The 18,729-nt window shown below is 47.9% G+C and carries 9 protein-coding genes and 1 pseudogene; 3 read left to right on the top strand and 7 right to left on the bottom strand.

The features are described 5' to 3' along the window. Nucleotides 1–201, top strand: a pseudogene (locus T538_RS18315) (IS5/IS1182 family transposase); the annotation flags it as partial. Nucleotides 202–342: 141 nt separating this feature from the next. On the opposite strand, the gene T538_RS0103480 reads toward T538_RS18315, so the two are convergent. The 3 genes from T538_RS0103480 to T538_RS18770 are packed head-to-tail and all read right to left on the bottom strand — an operon-like array spanning nt 343 to nt 5,701. Continuing rightward, a complete protein-coding gene (locus T538_RS0103480; protein ID WP_031532173.1) occupies nt 343–2,511 on the bottom strand; it encodes a RagB/SusD family nutrient uptake outer membrane protein in 2,169 nt (722 codons plus the stop codon). 29 nt (nt 2,512–2,540) lie between these two features. Then, nucleotides 2,541–4,841, bottom strand: coding sequence for a SusC/RagA family TonB-linked outer membrane protein (locus tag T538_RS16985; protein WP_231497058.1), 2,301 nt, complete (start codon nt 4,839–4,841; stop codon nt 2,541–2,543). Continuing rightward, complete coding sequence (locus tag T538_RS18770) at nt 4,739–5,701, bottom strand: carboxypeptidase-like regulatory domain-containing protein (protein ID WP_231497057.1); 963 nt, start codon at nt 5,699–5,701, stop codon at nt 4,739–4,741. The genes T538_RS16985 and T538_RS18770 overlap by 103 nt, the downstream gene beginning before the upstream one ends. 410 nt (nt 5,702–6,111) lie before the next feature. Between T538_RS18770 and T538_RS0103465 the strand changes: the two genes are divergently transcribed. Together T538_RS0103465 and T538_RS0103460 are read left to right on the top strand one after the other, a co-directional pair. Then, the gene (locus T538_RS0103465; protein ID WP_031532172.1) at nt 6,112–10,068 is read left to right on the top strand and encodes a hybrid sensor histidine kinase/response regulator transcription factor; all 3,957 of its coding nucleotides are present in this window, start codon (nt 6,112–6,114) and stop codon (nt 10,066–10,068) included. A 4-nt stretch (nt 10,069–10,072) separates the two neighbouring features. Then, nucleotides 10,073–11,545, top strand: a complete 1,473-nt coding sequence (locus T538_RS0103460; RefSeq protein WP_031532171.1) for a rhamnogalacturonidase — start codon at nt 10,073–10,075, stop codon at nt 11,543–11,545. Between the two features lie 66 nt (nt 11,546–11,611). Here the strand turns inward: T538_RS0103460 and T538_RS0103455 are convergent, their stop codons facing one another. The 4 genes from T538_RS0103455 to T538_RS0103440 form a co-directional block, all read right to left on the bottom strand. Further along, nucleotides 11,612–12,433 carry a DUF4377 domain-containing protein gene (locus T538_RS0103455; protein WP_031540809.1) on the bottom strand — a complete coding sequence of 274 codons (822 nt, stop codon included), beginning with the start codon at nt 12,431–12,433 and terminating at the stop codon, nt 11,612–11,614. A 119-nt stretch (nt 12,434–12,552) separates the two neighbouring features. Further along, nucleotides 12,553–14,694: an alpha-L-rhamnosidase-related protein gene (locus T538_RS0103450; protein WP_031532167.1), complete on the bottom strand. Its 2,142-nt coding sequence runs from the start codon at nt 14,692–14,694 to the stop codon at nt 12,553–12,555. Nucleotides 14,695–14,709: 15 nt separating this feature from the next. Next, nucleotides 14,710–16,575, bottom strand: coding sequence for a right-handed parallel beta-helix repeat-containing protein (locus T538_RS0103445; protein ID WP_031532166.1), 1,866 nt, complete (start codon nt 16,573–16,575; stop codon nt 14,710–14,712). Between the two features lie 2 nt (nt 16,576–16,577). Continuing rightward, nucleotides 16,578–18,692: an aceric acid hydrolase gene (locus T538_RS0103440; protein ID WP_031532165.1), complete on the bottom strand. Its 2,115-nt coding sequence runs from the start codon at nt 18,690–18,692 to the stop codon at nt 16,578–16,580. Nucleotides 18,693–18,729 lie beyond the last annotated feature (37 nt).

The raw sequence follows: 18,729 nt of genomic DNA, 5'->3' as shown, positions 1-18,729 counted from the left end.
CACTTCGGCAAGGGCAAGGTCACCATGGACTTTGCCTTCTTCGCCATTGCCTTTGACATCAAGAAAATGGCTGCCGTGATGAGAAAACAGGCACAGAACGGTCTCTCAAAGGCTGTTTTTATACCAATATACCGACTATATAACGCAAAATGCGGCTTCGTGGGTGCTTGTGACAGATTTTACATCAAAAAAGCGGCATAGAAAGAATCTTTCCACGCCGTGCCTGTAAAAAAACAAATAAGAGGATGTGCCTATTTTGACACACCCTCCTTACTGTTAATACTAATACTAAGCACACTTTGCTTATTTGCAGAAATAAAACAAAAACTCTTATCTTAAATTTTAATAACCATTATTCTGCCATACTTTCTTCTGCTCTTCAGACAAGTTTGTACCGTCTTCGTTCTGGAGGGCATCGATAAACTTCTGTGGAATTGGGCGCAACTCATGCTTGTTGGCTGTTATGCCAGTAGCCTCAGGGTTGAATGCCTTGGCACGTGAAATAAGCAATCCTGCGCGTGATAGTTCCTCCCAACGGTTCCACTCGCCAAGAAGCTCACGAGAACGCTCGTTGAAGATGAAGTTCAGCATACGGTCGTAGTCTGAAGTACAGCCCAATGCCTGCAAGATAGCCTCATCCTCGGCTGGCAGATTCGAATAACTTTCAATCTGAAGGTTTGAAGCCTCTTTTGTTTCCTCGATGCCTGTTGAGAGATAATATGTATTCTTGTGAGTCATCGAAGCGTAGTAAGCCTCTGTATTATTCAGCACCTTGCCATTCTTGTCCTTGTTTTTCTTTACTGATGTAGATGTTGCGGTAGAGTTATCGTTATCGCCACCATCAGCCTTCAAGAAAGCCATAGAACCGTCGGTGTAGTAGCTTCTGTCCTCGCCGTTCTTCCACTGGGCGCGGGCGCGAAGAACATTAACCGTACTGATTGCATCCTGATAGTTGCCAAGACGAACCTGAGCCTCAGCCTTTACAAGATAAGTTTCGCCGGTACGAGCCATGATTACATCACGATGAGCATCACCCTTCTCGCCTGTTCGTGTACCGTCGGCAGTCTTATTGATTCCGCAGAATACATTTGAAGTTGAAGGATTGCCAGTGTAAGTATTCAGCACATACTTTCCGTTCTGGAATGTAACGAATGCGTTAGGAACCCACTTTCCAGTGAGAGGGTTGACGAAGTTGTGAACATCGCCGCCACGACCGAAAGTTCCGTAAGGATTTTCGTCGAAACGAGTGTCAGACTTCTTGTTGAGGATAAAGATGATACCTTCGTCACCCAAATCAGGAACTTGTTCATCGGTTATGCCATATTTTGACTTTACGCCCTGTACGATATTGCCATTCTTGTCTTTTGTATCATCAGCAGCCAAAGCGATGTTATTCAATCCGTATACGGTCTTGAATGTCTTCCACATACGGGCATCGTTCACGTTGTCGAATACGCTGTAGCTGTACTCTGTTGGACGGCAACGCTGGAAGTCCATACCACCGATGTACTGACCGCGCTGAACCCAACCGCCAGAGAAGTTAGAGAACTGAGGGTCGAAATAGTTGTATGTACGGTTTCCGAAGCGACCCTGGGTTGACTTATCCTCGTTATGCTCGGCAGCCATCAGAATCTCAGACAAGCCCTCGTTCTTGCAATCAACGCCAGTCCATTTTCCGTAAAGATCCCAATAGTCTGCAGCCAGCGGGCATGCTGCAATAACCTCGTCGCAAAGAGAGATTACGCGGTTCAAGTCCTTACTCTTGTCGTATGCAGAGTTCCACTTAGAGCAACGCTCTGACTGACGGAACAACAAAGCCTTTGCAAGGAAATGAGCGGCAGTATATTTTGTCCATGTACCGTTTCCGCGCCATTTATCTTCTGGCAAAAGATTATAAGCCTCCTCAAAATCAGAAATAACCTGATTAAGTGTCTGCTCCTCTGTTGCACGCTCGTAATACTTCTTTACATTACCGTTTGCAGGCTCGGTTTCGAGAGCAACGCCACCATACTGTGCAAACAGACGATAGTAATTGTATCCGCGAAGGAAATGAGCCTCGCCCTTTACCTTATTACGAGATTCCTCGTTCGAAATCTTGTCTGCGCCACTAATAATAAGGTTGGCTGTTGAGATTCCGTAGTACATCTGATCCCACAGAGCCGAAACGGCCGGACAGTTTTTGTTTGCAGCACCAAGAGCCGGAGTCAAGTCCTGCGGATTAAGGCGGTTATCGTATGTGTTCCAGCACTCCGAAGTAAGGTCGGCACCGTTAGTGAACTCGTCGCAACCGTAAAGGTTGATACCGTATGCCCACTCATATCCGAAGTGCCAGCGGATATTGGCGTAGAGACCGGCTGCCATCTGAAGAGCTCCAGTCTCCTCCTCGAGCAGAGCATCTGTGTACTTGTGGCCGGCATCTTCTTTCAGAAAATCGTCGCTACATGATGTAGTTCCAAGCAGCGAGAGCATACACAATGCACCGCCAACAATCTTGTTATTTATATATTTCATATTCAAACAATTCTATTAAGTTTATTATTTTAGAAATCAACCTGCATACCCAAAGTGAAGCCACGGTTGAAATAAGTCTTGTTTGTATCAAGATCCATAAAGTCTACTGAAGAGTAGAGCATACCAAGGTTGCGCCCCTGAATATAGAACTTCAAGTTGCTGATGCCAAGGTTCTTAAGCAGATTCTTGTCGAGGGTATATCCAAGAGACAAATTGCGAACCTTGATGAAAGATGCGTCCTTGAAACCGAGCAGACCAGAATATGGGTCACCACCAGACTGGTTGTAGATAGGCTTCTGCCACTCAGCACCGGTATTCTCTGGAGTCCAGTAGCTTATTTCGCGCTGCTGGTACATACCAAGCTGTCCTTCGCCGCCAGTGCTAATCATATACTTGAAGCGTCCCTGCAACTCGATAGTAATCTCCAAGCCCTTCCAAGATACAGTGTTAGACCATCCTGCTGTAAGGCGTGGATTCTTGTTGCCAAGAACTACACGGTCTGAAGCATCAATCTTATAGTCGCCGTTCTGGTCTACTGGGCGAACGTTACCGGCTGTGAACTTCTCGCCGTTAGCGTTGAACTTAGCCATCTCCTCGGCATCGCTCTCCTGCCACAAGCCAGCATTCTGATAGCCATAGAAAACGCCGATAGACTGTCCGATGAACCAAGAATTATTTACATCGTCCTGCTTTCCGTTAGCAAGTTCAACGATTTCATCCTTCTGCCATGCAAAATTGATATTTGAGTTCCAAGTAATATCCTTTGTCAGAACAGGAATTGTGTTAAGAGTGAACTCGAAACCCTTGTTCTTTGTCTGGCCGATGTTTGACTTCATTGCCGGATAACCGTTAATTGAAGGAATGCTAACATTAAGAATCAAATCATTTGTACGAGATGTATAGATATCGATTGTACCGCCAATACGTCCCTTCAATACACTGAAGTCGAAACCTAAGTTCCACTGAGTTGTCTTCTCCCAACCCAGATACTTGTTAGGCATAAGGTTTGAACCGCTTGAATAGTAAGGCTCGTTAGTAACCAAAATCTGTGAGTTACCTGTGCTGAATGGCATCCAGTAAGAACTGATTACGCCAAGTGTTCCGTAAGGAGAAACAGCCGAGTTACCTGTAACACCGACACCGGCACGCACCTTCAACTGGTCGAGCCAATCGAAATCCTTCATGAATTCCTCCTGCTCCATACGCCAGCCAAGTGCCATAGATGGGAAGAAATCCCACTTGTTGCCCTGAGCAAGCACAGCCGCACCATCCCAACGGGCAGAAGCAGTGAGCAAGTAACGCTCCATGAAAGAGTAGTTTACACGAGCCATATAAGATGTCATGGCAGTTTCGTTCAAATCTGAGCCAATGCCTACCTTATATTTAGAGTCTGTTACATCAACAGCACCAAGATTATTCCATAGGAAAGAAGGAATAGGAATGTTCTCCTCGCTTATTTTGCTTTCCTCTTTGTTTGACTTTGAAGCACTCTGCAACAGAGTAACGCCAACCGTATGCTTGCCAAACTCTTTGTTGAAGAGCAACATATTGTCGAGAGTCCAAGCCAACTGGCGTTCATCGTCACGGCTAACTGTATTGTTACCTCCTGCACGGCTAATAGAACTTGCATCGAGGAAGTTTCCGTTACGATAGTAGCGCAACTCAGGGCCGAACTGTGTCTTCCACTGCAAGCCACTTAACTTCTCCCACATTTTGCCAAAGTCAATCTGAGCATAGAAACTGCCCAAAACGCGATAGTTTTCACGATTATCGTTAGACTTTGTCCACTCATCTATGATTGAATATGTGTTTGTTGTTGAACCACCCGGCTGAGTGATGATATTTCCTTCTTCATCGTATGGCAATGTATAACGAAGAATAGCCTTTGCTGCACCATAGATATCGGTAGGACCAGAACTTGTTCCGTATGCCTTAGAATAACCATACTGTTGCACGCTGTAAGATGCGTTGAAAGAGCCGCCAGCCTTAAACCACTTGTTACCCAACACATCGGCAGATGCCGAGAAGTTGTAACGCTCGTACTCCTGACCTTTCTGAGTACCTTTGTTCTTCATGTAACCAAAAGAAACAAAGCCAGATACATTCTTAGTACCACCGCGAACACTAAGCGTGTGCTCCTGAGTGATACCTGTCTGAGTTACGAAATCAGTCCAGTCGGTATCAGTTACTTTTGAGCCGTCCCAAGTTCCGCTCTCCCAGCCCTTCATTACGTTGGCAAGTGCAGTGTTATCGCCCTTGAAGAACTCGCTATCCTGCTCCTTGGTTGGCTGATTGCCCGGAGTGTACTTGCTTGGGCTCTGGTTGTACATTGCCATGTAATATAGTCGCTTGCACTCATTGCAGGGCTCTTGTCGACAATCTTCTCGAATGTGAAAGAGCCACCGTATGAGACCTGAGTTCTGCCTTCCTGACCGCGCTTTGTTGTTACCAGAACAACACCGTTTGCGCCTCGGCTACCATAGATGGCAGTAGAAGAAGCATCCTTCAGAATGTCGATAGACTCGATATCGCGAGGGTTGATAGACTCGATACCGCCAGCCTGCAATGGCACACCATCTACAACATAGAGAGGATCTGTGCCAGCATTGATTGAACGCTGACCACGAATGCTGATGCTACCAACAGTTCCCGGACGCTCGTTGGTGGTGATATCAACTCCGGCAGCCTTTCCCTGCAATGCCTGAAAAGCATTTGCCACAGGCTTAGAGTTGAGTTCCTTCTCGCCCACACGGGTAAGTGCTCCGGTTACGTCGGTCTTGCGCTGCATACCGTAACCAACAACCACAACCTCGTCGAGAAGTTGTTTGTCTTCTTCAAGAATGACCTTGATATCATTTTTTCCTGCAACCGGAATAGTCTGAGTGCGGAATCCGATGTAAGAGATAACAAGATTCGCATTCTTTGATACACCAGAAATGTTGAAAGTTCCGTTAAAATCGGTTATAGTACCGTTGCTTGTGCCCTTTACCTGCACGCTTGCACCAATGATAGGGTCGCCCGACTCATCAACGACATTTCCCGTCACTTGCTGTCCCTGTGCCATGGCAAAAGCCGGGCATAGAGCCATCAGGACAAGAATAAGAAAGTTCTGACATCTGCGGCAGAAACCTTTCTTGTCAGCCTTTCCGCTCATGGCAGAACGACTCTTTGGATTCTTTTTTACTTCCATAATAACCTTTAAAATTAAAATTATAGTTAACTAAAATGTTCACTTTATGTTCACGCTTCTTTTTAGAAACATTGGTTTTAGTATTCTGTTAAGTCTCTCGAAACAATCCATGGTAATAGATTTCGTCGACTTGATTGCGACAAAAGTAGAAAGATTTATCAAGAATATACCGACATATTTCTGCCATTTAGAGTATGGTTTTTCAGCAGAATGGGACAAAAACATAGATTTTCAACGTAAAAAACACAATAATTCAGCAAAATGAGTACACTAACGCGTCAATGTTCCCGAAAAGCGATTTCGCAGTTTTACTTACCTACTCTTTTTTGTATATTTGCAAAGAATATACAACACATTATTATAAACAATCGAAAATTAACAAGGCTGAAAAAATCCTTTTGAAGATTGTCATGAGAAAGAAAATAATTTTAACAATAACATTTGTGCTGTGCAGCCTGATGCCGTATGCTCAGGTTCACAATATCTCGAAATGCATAAATTCGTCGGACGGACTGTCGAACAATTTTGTAAACGCCATCGCCATAGACGGACAGGGCTACGTTTGGGCTGCTACCGAAAGCGGAGTTAACCGCATAGCCGGAAAAATGTGTCAGCCGGTAGTTACAAGCGAGATTGTGAGCGGACAGTACATATCATCGCTCTACTGGCACGAGCCATCGGGACTGATGCTCATAGGCACGGAGCGCGGACTTGCCGCCTACAACCCCACAAAAGGCACGACCGAGATTCTAAATGCCTACAATGGTCTGGTAAAATCGAGTATCAACAACATTGCGTCGGCATCCGACGGCGTTTGGCTTGTTTATGGCAACGGCGAGGTTCAGAAACTGAAGATTGAAAAAGGTAAGTTCCAGCCAATCAGTCTTAAGCTGAAGGAACTTCACGACAACAAATGTGCAATAGAAGACGGAAGAGGACATCTGTATATTGGTCATCCTCAGCACGGAATGAGCATTGTTGACCTGAGCACAGGGCAGACAACAAACTATCGGTATCAGAAGGAGAAAAAGGACGGACTGCCGGGAAACAACGTGAGATGCATCTACAAAGACCGTCAGCAGCGAATATGGGTCGGAACAGACCGCGGACTGGCACGCTTCGACCCCAACACCGGAACTTTCAGCAAGGTTTCGGGCGCAAACGGATTCGAAGACAACGTATACGACATAAAACAGATGAACGACGGCACGCTGTGGATTGCCACAGACATCGGCGGAATAAAGGTTCTGTCGCCCGACAATGCCGTTCTGTGCTACGAGAACGTTTCGGTGAAAACATCATCGCTTAACACGCGAAGCGTCTTGCAAGACCCTTACGGCAACGTTTGGATTGGAAACCACAGCACCGGCATTGACTTCATCAGCGCGCAGAAGTCCGACTTTAACATTCTTGACGGAAAACACTCGATAAACGCGATGGCAAACGACACAAAGTCCGACGGACTGTGGATTGCCAACGAAAACGGTCTGTCGCTGTGGCACGACCTGAAAATGACGCGACAATGGTCGGGACAGAACAAGATGCACCGTGAATTCAGTTTTCCGCGCTGCATGATGACCGACCGCAACGGAAACGTGTGGATAGGCATCGACGACCAAGGTGTCTTCCGCTTCGACCGAAAGACAGAGCAGTTTGAACACATCAGGATTCTTCCCGAAGGCTCGGACATCCATTCTTTCTACGAAGATGCAGACGGAAACATCTGGATTGGCGCAGAATACGGCGCATACAAGTATCATTACGGAAAAATAGTGAAGCACGAGGCAATAAGCAAAATGCTGCACTCGCCTATCACCTGTATTCTGAAAACATCGAATAATCAAGTGTTTATCGCTACACTTGGCGATGGCATCTATTCATTTAACCTGAAAACGAGCAAGTACAAACATCTTACCACGCCAAACGGATTTCCGACCAACAAGATAAGGCAGGTTATAAAAGACCGCAAAAACTCGGGATTATGGTTGGCTACAGATGCAGGACTTATCCATCTTGCCGACCCGGTTAATCTGAAAGGCATAAGTTGCTACGACCGCCAGCAAGGACTTAACGACATTCATCTTCAAGCTCTGCAACAAAGCGGCGACGGCGACATCTGGCTAAGCACTTATTCGGGATTGTCGCGCTTCGACCATGATTCAAAAAGATTCTATAATTTCGGCGTTCAAGACACGCATCAGCCTACCGGATTTGCCAGCGGAGCAGCCATAACAGGCAACGACGGAACGATATATTTCGGCTCGGCATCGGGCGCATGCTTCTTCAATCCGCAGTTATTGAACCGAAATTCGCAAGTTTCTGACGCTCAGATTATTGACTTCGGCTTTTATGCTTCCGAAGGAAAGAACACGATACTTCAGCAACTGATGCCCGACTCGCAAAAACGTGTCTACACGGAATACAACCAGAACACCATTCGCCTTACATTTACCGTGCGCGATTTTGCGCAGGCCGAGAGCGTTGAATACTCGTACATGATGAAAGGTATGGACAACAAGTGGTACAACATAGACAACGACCACGACGTTATCTTCCGCGGATTACAGCCGGGGCACTACACCTTCATTCTGAGGGCAAAACTGAAGAATCAGGACTGGGAGAATGCCAAGCAGACTCAACTCGAGATTATCATCAATCCGCCGTTCTGGCGCACTTGGTGGGCCTACATTCTCTACACAATAGCACTGATGTTGTGGATTGTGTGGCTGATGCGCTCGTACAAACGCCGACTGACGCTGCGCAACTCGCTCGAACTGGAAAAACGCGAGAGCCAGCAGAAGCAGGAACTGAACGAGGAACGTCTGAGATTCTTCACCAACATAACCCACGAACTGCGCACTCCGCTAACGCTCATCCTCGGTCCGCTCGAGGACTTGGCAGACGACAAACAACTTCCGCAGACGTGCCGCCGACGCGTTTCGATGATTCAGAAGAGCGCAGACAGACTGCGCGAACTGATTAACGAGATTCTGGAGTTCAGAAAAGCCGAGACGCAAAACCGCCGCCTTACCGTGGCAAAGGGCGATTTGGGCAAATTTGTGCGCGAAATCGGTCTCTACTACAACGAGTTGAACAGAAATCCGAAGGTGAAGTTCGAACTCAACATCGACGAAAATCTGCCAAACATCTACTTCGACTCCGAAATCATAACCACCGTGCTTAACAATCTGCTCTCTAACGCCATTAAATATACCGAAGAAGGCAGCATCTGTACAACCGTAAGCATGGCAGACGACGGAATGGTAAGCATATCGGTTGCCGACACAGGCTACGGCATCAGCCCCGAAGCCCTGCCGCACGTCTTTGAGCGTTACTATCAGGCAAACGACGGACATCAGGCATCGGGAACGGGCATCGGACTGGCTCTCGTAAAATCGCTCGCCGACCTTCACGAGGCACAACTGAGCGTTGAGAGTACCGAAGGCCGAGGCAGCTGCTTCACTCTGTCGCTAAGTATCGACAATACTTATCCAAACGCACTGCACAAGGATGACGAGTCTGTTCTGACAGATTCGGAAGAAGATATGCAGGATTCGGAGCAAGAGACACAGGGCACATCAATGCCGACTCTTCTGGTTGTCGAAGACAACGCCGACATCCGCCAGTACATTGCCGACTCGTTCTGCGATGACTTCCGCATAATCGAGGCAACAAACGGCGAAGAGGGCGTGCAGATGGCTCAGGAACAGATTCCAGACATAATTGTAAGCGACATCATGATGCCGAAGATGAACGGAATTCAGCTTACGCGAATGCTGAAGGGCGACATCCGCACGAGCCACATTCCGATAATCCTTCTCACAGCCAAAGACAGCGACGAGGACAAGGAAGATGGCTACGACAGCGGAGCGGACTCGTACATCACAAAGCCTTTCACCGCCAAACTTCTGGCAAGCCGAATAAAGAATCTGCTCACGGCTCGCCGTAGACTGGCCGAATACATAAGCAACCGCAGCATAGAACCCGAAAAGGTTGTCGAAGAACCTATGCAGACGATAAACGTGGCTCAACTTAGCCGTCTCGACCAAGAGTTTCTCGACAAACTTAACGACATCATAACCGGCAACATAATGAACCAAGACATCGACCTTCCGTTCGTTACCGACAAGATGGCGATGAGCCACAGCACGTTCTACCGCAAGGTTAAGGCTCTTACAGGAATGACCGCCAAGGAATACATCAGGAAGTTCCGCCTGCAACATTGCTACAAACTGCTCGAGAGCGGCGACTACAACGTTACCGAAGCCGCCATGATGACGGGCTTCAACCAGATGTCGCACTTCCGCGAGACGTTCAAAAAGGAGTTCGGAATCCTTCCGTCGGAAGTAAAAAAGAAAAACTCATAGACAAATGAACAAGATTAACTACACAGTATTTCTCGCGCTGTTTTCGCTGCATCTTACAAGCGGACTCGCAGCCACATACAACGTAAAGGATTTCGGGGCGATGGGCAACGGAAAGCACATCGACTCGCCAGCCATAAACGAAGCTATCGACAAGGCGGCGGAAGATGGCGGCGGAACGGTACTGATTTCCGAAGGACAATATCTCTGCTACTCAATCAGACTGAAATCGGGCATTACGCTGAGGCTCGAGAAAGGTGCAGTAATCAAGGCGGCGCAAGTATCGTCAGAAGCCGGATACGACGAACCTGAGCCGAACGATTCGCACTTTCAGGACTTCGGACACAGCCACTGGCACAACTCGCTCATCTGGGGCGAAAATCTGCATGATGTTACGCTCGAGGGCGAAGGACTCATAGACGGAACGGACGTTCTGTCGCGCGGCATCAAGAACAACATCAACGGCAAGACTCTGGCAAACAAAGCTCTGGCCCTGCGCGACTGTCGCAACGTAACAGTTCGAGGATTGAGTTTTCTGAGATGCGGACATTTCGCCCTTCTCCTCACTGGTGTCGACGACCTTCTGATTGAGGACGTAACGGCCGACACCAACCGCGACGGCTTTGACATTGACTGCTGCGAGCGCGTGGTAATTAGAAACTGCAAGGTAAATACGATAAACGATGATGCCATCGTGCTGAAATGTTCATACGCGCTTGGCCGCGAAAAACCAACTGAGCACGTTCTGGTTGAGGACTGCCACGTTAGCGGTTTCGACATAGGCACGATGATTGACGGAACACGTGCCACAACATCCGTAAAAGCACCCGACGGCGACGGTCCGACAGGGCGCATAAAACTGGGCACGGAATCGAACGGCGGATTCAGACATATAACAATACGCCGATGCACATTCGAGCATTGCCGCGGTCTTGCATTGGAAACAGTAGACGGCGCGGCAATCGAGGATGTAAGCGTTAGCGACATTAAGATGAACGACATCTGCAACTCGCCTATCTACATCAGGCTGGGCGACCGCATGAGAGCACCAGAAGGTTTTCATCATTCGTCGGTAAACGGAATAAGCATCAGCAACGTGAGCGTGAAGGATGCCGACAGCCGCTACGCCTGCATCATTGCCGGCACAAAGGGACATCCCGTGCGAAACGTGAGCATTAAAAACGTAAACATCGAATATCGCGGCGGCATAACGCTCGACGATGTGCGCGAGCAGCGCGGAGTGAATCCGTTCTTCATTCCGTCGGCACGAAAAGCCAATCAGTTTGGCGAGGCAAACTATCCCGAGCCGTCGGCACACGGCATTCAGCCGGCATGGGGATTCGCCATAACTCATGCCGAGGGCATCAGGCTGAAGAACATCAGCCTTTCGACCAAAAAACACGATGAACGTCCGCCTTTCCATCTTTCTGATGCAAAAAAGGTAAAACTCAGCAAGGTAAAGACGAACAATGCGAGATAGAAAAAAACAGCGAAAAAGCCGTAATTTCACGAGCCTTTCGCTGTTTTTCTTATGAACGAGCCGCCATCAGCATTTTCTGATTACGATTTCCAACCGCTGGAGTCCTTTCTTGTAAACATTGACCAACACAACAACGAATTTCAGTTCTTCGCCAACTGCGGATTTCGATACGATATTGTCAAACTCAGACTCAGAAATGATATCTTTCAGCAAAGGACCGTCTCCTGATACAGAAACAAGTGAAACCTTGTCTGACAACGGCGAAAAGACATAGGCATACATCGCCACATATTGCACTCTGTTGAACAGTATCCAGTTCGGATCACCCTTATCAAGAATGTTATTCAGATAGATGCGGCAATACTTGAATGACGGACGTTCTCTGCCGTTTGATGTATAGATTTTACCGTCCTTATCTATCAACACGGGCGAATCTACGGCATACTTGACAAACGGACACCTTTCCTCGTATTCAATATCAGCCTCTGACTTTATATCAACTGCCGGGACATCAGGCTCTGAAATGACCTCGTCCTTTAATATCGCCTTCATCTTGTAAGTAAAGTTCAGTGCGTCCTGAGGTGGATTGGCAAGAGTCGTCTTACTCACCCTAAGAGTATACGAATGTCCCTTCTCGTAAGTAAAGCCTTCGATAAAGCCGAAAGGCAGTTTCTGCCAATCGCCGGCATCTCCTTCTTTTACAAGCATACACTCAATAGGATAAGTGCATTCGCCATCAAACAAATCGTACATGATGTCGGTTTCGTCGGAAACGTAGATATTCACTTCTGTTACAGAATCTTTCTCATCGTCTTTTTCATCGTCTGAACACAATGTAAAAGTAAACACTGCCAAAAGGCTAAAAAGAATGATTAAGTATTTTTTCATATTTATTTTTTGGGGTAAATTCTGCAAACATAATGCAGTTTTTTCAGAAACCTTGCATGACCAGAATCTTTTTTTACAAAAAAAGCCCGGCATTTTCAGCCGAGCTATATTTTGCATTATCAGAGTTTTACGTTTACTTCTTCGCCTGCCGGAACAGAAACGATTTTCTTACCGTTCTTAGTCTTTACGATTATCGTTCCCTTGCCCTCGCCTGACTTAACTTTTACGACTTTCTTGTCCATGTAAACGTGAATGCAGCCGTTTGGCGTTGGCACATCGCCTTCAATCCATTTAAGACCGCCGAGATGAGGCTCTACAACATATTCCTCGTATCCCGGCTTGGTTGGACGCACGCCGAGATAATACTTGCCCAGAAGATATATCGGACTTGCTCCCCATGCGTGGCAGAGGCTCTTTCCGTAAGGGCGACCGTACATCTCCAAGTGCTGAGTGCCCTTCTCTGTCGGGTTGTACTTCTCCCAGAAACTTGTTGCGCCTTCCTTCAACATTCCGCCCCAGTAGTTCTTCATCTCCTTCATCACGTTGTCGTGCTCGCCAAGCTGACAGAGAGCCTCGAGTTCGTAGAACCGCATGTAAGGCGTTGTTATGCCAAGAATATTGTTGTTAAGCAGAACGCTCTTCTTTATCTGCTGCTTCTGTTCATCGGTAAAATAGTCGAAGAATACGCTGAACATATTTGAATATCGCGTAACAGCGTAACTCTGACTGCCGTTAACCCTGTTGTGAACCAGAGCCTTTTTATCTTCGTTCCAGAAGGCTGGCATCAACTTTGCCTTTAGGCTTACAGCGAGTTTAGAGAATTTCTCGGCATCGGCCTTCTCGCCTGCCAAATCAGCACAGAGTGCCATTGTCTGAAGGCTTCGGCAGAAAAGAACCTGCTCGAAAGAGAGTTCGCCCTTTTTGTCGAGATAGCCATCAGCCCAATCAACAAACACCCAGTCGCCTGTCATGCCCTCAACCATTCCGTTCTTGTTTGTTCTGCCCATCACATACTCCATCAGCGACTGCATTCGCGGATAAATCTGCTTAACGAATTCCTTGTCGCCAGTGTACATATAATAGTCATAAATTCCAACAAACCAATAGAATGTATAATCCATAATGGTGTTAATATGACTCGTAACAGGGTCTTTTCCACGGAGTTGCCATGTGGTTCGCTTAACTGTCTCGCTGTCAAAGAACAGATAGTAGTTCATCAGATAGCTTTGAACGGCATCGCCACTCCACACCCAGCGGTCGCGCTTTATTCCGTCGATAAAGAACTCGCGCGTGGTGAGGTGCATTGTGTATGCTCCCACGTTCCAGATATTGTTCAGTTCATCGTCGCTGCACTTGAACGAGCCTCGATAATCAACCTTACTGAACTCGTAGTCCATGCCAACGTCGCCAACTTTCATGCCATTGTCGGCAACAACATAGACATAGCGGAAAGCCTTGCTATTGCCGAGCGTGTATTCCGACTTTCTTGCAGCGGCATCGTTCACAGCCAAATCTGTTATCTCTGATGCCGTGTAACTTATCTTGTCGAGCGTTTCGCAATGCTCGGTATCCAAAGCCTCCTCGGGACTTTCGCCGTAGTAGATGCTAACCGTTCCGTTGCCCTCTACATTCTTCAGGGTGAGATAGCCGAAAGTTTCTTTTCCGAAGTCGAACAACATTCCGTCCTTGGCTGATTTCTTCTGAACGGCATCCATCGGCTTGCGCGAAAGAGAGAATTCCGAAGGCTTCTCTTCTGCCGAATTAAAGTTCCAGCAACCGGCTGACATGTAGACTGTTGCCGATGTGTCGCTTGCCTTTCCGCTCTCATCAATCCATTCTTTATCCTCGTATGTAACCTTCCAGTCCGAACCGCTCTTCACGGTCTTTCCGCTTACGAAGATTGCCGGCGGAGTATTCTGGTTCCAAACCTTTATGTTGAGTGAATGTTTTCCGGCAGGAAGACGGAACTTCGACGGCATTCCGAACTGAAGTTTTCCGTCGAGTTTGATGTTGAATTTGCCTTCCGAAGCAATTTCAACCTCCTCATCGGCGGCAAGGTCAATCTTCGTGCTAAATTCCACAACCGGATAGTGCGTGTCGGTCTTCCAGAACGGCGGGAAGAACGCTCCTCGCTCGGTGCGTCGGTTGTTCATCTTGTTTCCGAGCCAAATCTCGTAGTCACCCGGATACCAAATCCAAGTCTGGGCAGAGGCTGCGGCACTCATCGCAAAAGCCATCAGTGTTATATATAATTTGTTCATTTGTTTATCTAAGTTTTATTTCTTGCTTTTTCTTGTCCTAATCTCCTTTCGCAAAGCATCGATGTCTATGTTTTTTCTGATTCCGGCAAGCGATTTTATGCTGTCGCTCACCTCCGGACCGTTATTCTCCCACACGTTGCCCGGCCCGGTGGCATTCTTAAGAAATTTGTCGCCTTCGGTCCAGTTGTCGGTGAGGGTTATGAAGCTCGAGCCCTCATCGGTATAAAGATAGAACCAATGGTTAGGGTCGTGCGCATACGACGGATGATAGATGCTGTAAACCACATTTCCGGTTACGAACGTCTTTGGCTGCGCCCCCAAAGTGTAGATTCCGGCGCAATCGTACATGTGCTTGGCATAATGGTGAATCACGTTTCGGTACACCTCGTTGCCGCGCATACAGTTTACGCTCTGCGTCCAGCCCCAGCCAAGGTTTATTCCGCTGTACGACACCTCGCTTATCTCGTTGTGGGCAATAATCACATCGCGCACAAATCCGGCGCAGATGCCAAGCGTTCCCCAATCCTCGTTGGTTACGTCGGAAATCTTATTATTTACGATGTTCAGACCACGGCAAACCTCGCGACCGTCCGAAGGATCGTAAGGCTGGTGAGTCTCGAACGCCTCAGGCGAGAAACTTCCGGCAACGATGCCGTTTCCTGCGATGTCACAGAACGTGCATCCGATGATGTTTCCGCCTTCCGTTGCCCATTCATAGTCGATTCCCGACGAGCCGAGATGCGCAAACGTACATTCCTCGAAACTGATTCCGCTTGTAGCCTTAACGACAACGGCAGAAGCCGGTCTGCCAAGCCATCCCTGATTGTCGAGTTTATGATTCCGGTCTGGGCGGATGATGCTCGGACGCAGTTTGTAGGCATCAGTCAGAAACATTCCAGCCTGAAGCGGAACATGCCCCTTCTCGGTCGGTCTCATCCATGTTGAATGGCTGAATGTCAGATTCCTGAACACGACATTCTTGACTGGAGCATCAATCGTTCCTTCAACTCTGAGAAGCGTTTCGACGGCTGGAACGACGGCTTCCTTCACCGTCTCGCTCGCCCTCGGATAATAATAAAGTTTGTTCGATTTTATATCGTGAAACCACTCGCCGGGTTTGTCAAGCAGCGCCATCGAGTTCGTGAGATAGAAAGCAGAGTTGTGTCCGTCGGTCGTAATCATCGGACACGGCCAAGGATGCTCAAACTGAATCTTGCTTTCCGGCTGATGGAACGTTACGGCGGCACTGTCGCCCTTTATTTCAATCGACTTGATGCGCAGATTTGCCACGCACCACATCTCGTGAAGCACCATTTCGGCATATCCAATGCCACCCTGCTTAAGTTTCTTGATGGCTGGCGTTGCCGGAACGTACAGAATCTGGTTGGGCTTGTCGAGCGACTTGACTCTTGCCATCTTGTCGAAATCCTCGACATCGCGGGCGCGCACAGCCTTCTGTCCGTTTACATACAACTGGCGGAAACTGAACGGGCGTCCGCAGAAATCGGGCACGTCGGCAACCAAAAGTTTGCCTTGCTTCTTCCAACCGCTTATTTTAACTCCGCCAGAGATGACGGCTCCGTTGCCCTCGACAACCACGCCACTATCCTCTGGACGTACGAAAATTGGCTCATAGACGCAGTATTCACCCGAAGCCATCACGATTTTCTTCGACTCGTTGTTTGAAGAAGCTTTCTGGCCGTCCTTCAAATCAGGCTCGCCAGGAAGCGCACGAATGGCGCGAAACGCTCCTGCCAGCGTTGCCTTAGGACTGCCAGCCGAGCCGTCATTGGCATCGTTTCCGTTAGGCGACACATAGACAGTCTGTCCATAAGCCAAAGCCGAGCAAAGCAGCAAGGCTGTGGTAATAAAATTCTTCATATTTATTTTCTTGCTAATGGCATCCATACAGTCATCTCACCCTTTCCGCGGTTGCCCCACGCATAATATGGAATGAAACTTACCTTTACGGTTCTCTTTGATGTGCCGACTTCGCGATACAGAGTGCCCTTCCAGTCGGCCTCATCGCTTACGCTCACCTCGCCTTCGAGTGCGGTGATGTCGCTGCCGTCAATCTTCACTTTCTTCGGAGTCAGCTTGATGTCCGATGGAATCAGCACGTCGTCAATCTTTACGCCCGATGGCAAATCCTGACTTTCAAGGCAATAAACAATCGGTCCGCGCTTGATGGCAATCTGATTTCTGATTTCCTCTGCCAGCGGATTCGCCTCCATCAAACGGGCACGCATCGGCATTACAAACTCAACCTTGTCGCCCCTCTTCCAAACACGCTTAACGCCTGCGTATGAATTTGCCTTGAAATCGCCCTCAATCTTCTCGCCATTCACTCTCAGTTCTGCGCCGTCGCACCATTCAGGCACGCGCATGTTTAGAGTCATCTCGTTCTTGATGTTTGCCGACTTTCCTGCGTTCTTGCTCTTTGCTATTTTTGTCAGAATGAGTGTTACGTTGCCGTCCCACGGATACGATGTTTTCTGTTCGAAAACGACATCGCCAATACCCTGAATAGTGGTTGTGAGAGTGTTTTCGCCGTAAAGATTGCAGAAAAGCGTCTTGTCGGCAACCGAATAAGCGTAGTTCTGCGCCTGACATACGGTTCTCAACGTGTTTGGAGGACAGCAGAAACAACTGATGTATTCGGATCTCTCCTTTGGCCAGCGAAGCGTATAAGGAAGGTCGGCACTGATGCGCAACGGATTGGTATAGAAATACTTCTTTCCGTCGAGGCTGATGCCGCTCAGCACGCTGTTGTACAACGCGGTCTCTACGATGTCGGCATATTTTGCATCGCCCGTAGCCTCCAACATTCGCCAGTTGAAAAGCATGTTTCCGATATTGGCGCAAGTCTCGTTGTGAGCAGTACTGTTTGGCAACTGATATGGTCGTCCGTAACTCTGATGAACCTTCTGGATTGAATCAGGCTCATAGCAGGTTCCATCGGGCGATGTGCCATCGTACAACGCTCCGCAAGCGCCAGTGATATACATCTTTCGTGTGACGATATCTTTCCAGATGCTTGTCAAATTCTTCATCAGTTGCTCCTCACCAGTCTCGGCATACACATCGGCAACGCCGGCATACAGATAGTTTGAACGCACGGCATGTCCCATTGCATTATATTGCTGACGGAACGGTATTCTGTCCTGATTGTCATCAGTTCCGTTCTCTACCATTCCGCGGATGTTTATAAGATTCTTAGACAACTCCAGATAGCGTTTGTTGCCAGTCTCGCGATACATCTCAACAACGCCCATGTAGTGCGACGGGCAGATGGCATTTCGTGCCAACTCGGCAGAAGCCGTCTCGTAAAAATGACAAAGAAAATCGGTAGCCTTGACAGCGCAGTTGAACAACGTAGTCTTGCCCGTTGCGCGCTTGTGCATGATGCCAGCCATCATCAGATGACCAAGATTATATGTCTCAAAATTCAATCGGTTGGCAAATGCTCCCTTCTCGTTCTCGGCTCCCACTTTTGTGCCGATAATAGTCTGTTGTTTGCCCGAATGTGTATCAACGCCCTTGTTCTTCTCGTCGATAATCACCGGAGTGTGAATGTATCCGTCGGCGCGCTGTGCCTTCGCCACTCTCTCTATGAAATAGTCCATTAGCTTGTCGAGTTCCGGATTCTTAGTAACGGCATAGACCGATGCCACGCCTTCGAGCCACTTGTACATATCTCCATCGTGGAACGGAGGTCCCCAGTGCTCGCCCTGACAATCGCCGGCGGCAATCTCAAAATTTCTGAATCCGTGACTCACGTCAGGATTGTTCCATGTATTCCACATGCTCTGCAACGATGTGTTGCTGTACACGCCAAATCGTTCTCCCCAAAATCCGCCGGTCCACTTTACTGCGCCGAGCGGAGTGTTGCTCATCTGCGAAAACTTGCTTTTACTCATATCGGTAAGGCCTCCATTCTGCGCCATCACCGACGAGGCAGACAACAATCCTGCCACAATTAAAATAAGATTCTTCATATTTGTATTTTACCTATATTTTTTATTAGTAAGTTAT

Origin of the sequence: Bacteroides sp. Ga6A2 (assembly GCF_000702225.1) — a bacterium.
Classification (GTDB): domain Bacteria; phylum Bacteroidota; class Bacteroidia; order Bacteroidales; family Bacteroidaceae; genus Ga6A1.
This window is presented reverse-complemented; position numbering and strand designations above follow the sequence as displayed.

Bases quoted from the DNA above. Each gene is read 5' to 3' on its own strand.
- T538_RS0103480 (WP_031532173.1), bottom strand. From the start codon at position 2,511: ATGAAATATATAAATAACAAGATTGTTGGCGGTGCATTGTGTATGCTC.
- T538_RS16985 (WP_231497058.1), bottom strand. From the start codon at position 4,841: ATGTACAACCAGAGCCCAAGCAAGTACACTCCGGGCAATCAGCCAACC.
- T538_RS18770 (WP_231497057.1), bottom strand. From the start codon at position 5,701: ATGGAAGTAAAAAAGAATCCAAAGAGTCGTTCTGCCATGAGCGGAAAG.
- T538_RS0103465 (WP_031532172.1), top strand. From the start codon at position 6,112: ATGAGAAAGAAAATAATTTTAACAATAACATTTGTGCTGTGCAGCCTG.
- T538_RS0103460 (WP_031532171.1), top strand. From the start codon at position 10,073: ATGAACAAGATTAACTACACAGTATTTCTCGCGCTGTTTTCGCTGCAT.
- T538_RS0103455 (WP_031540809.1), bottom strand. From the start codon at position 12,433: ATGAAAAAATACTTAATCATTCTTTTTAGCCTTTTGGCAGTGTTTACT.
- T538_RS0103450 (WP_031532167.1), bottom strand. From the start codon at position 14,694: ATGAACAAATTATATATAACACTGATGGCTTTTGCGATGAGTGCCGCA.
- T538_RS0103445 (WP_031532166.1), bottom strand. From the start codon at position 16,575: ATGAAGAATTTTATTACCACAGCCTTGCTGCTTTGCTCGGCTTTGGCT.
- T538_RS0103440 (WP_031532165.1), bottom strand. From the start codon at position 18,692: ATGAAGAATCTTATTTTAATTGTGGCAGGATTGTTGTCTGCCTCGTCG.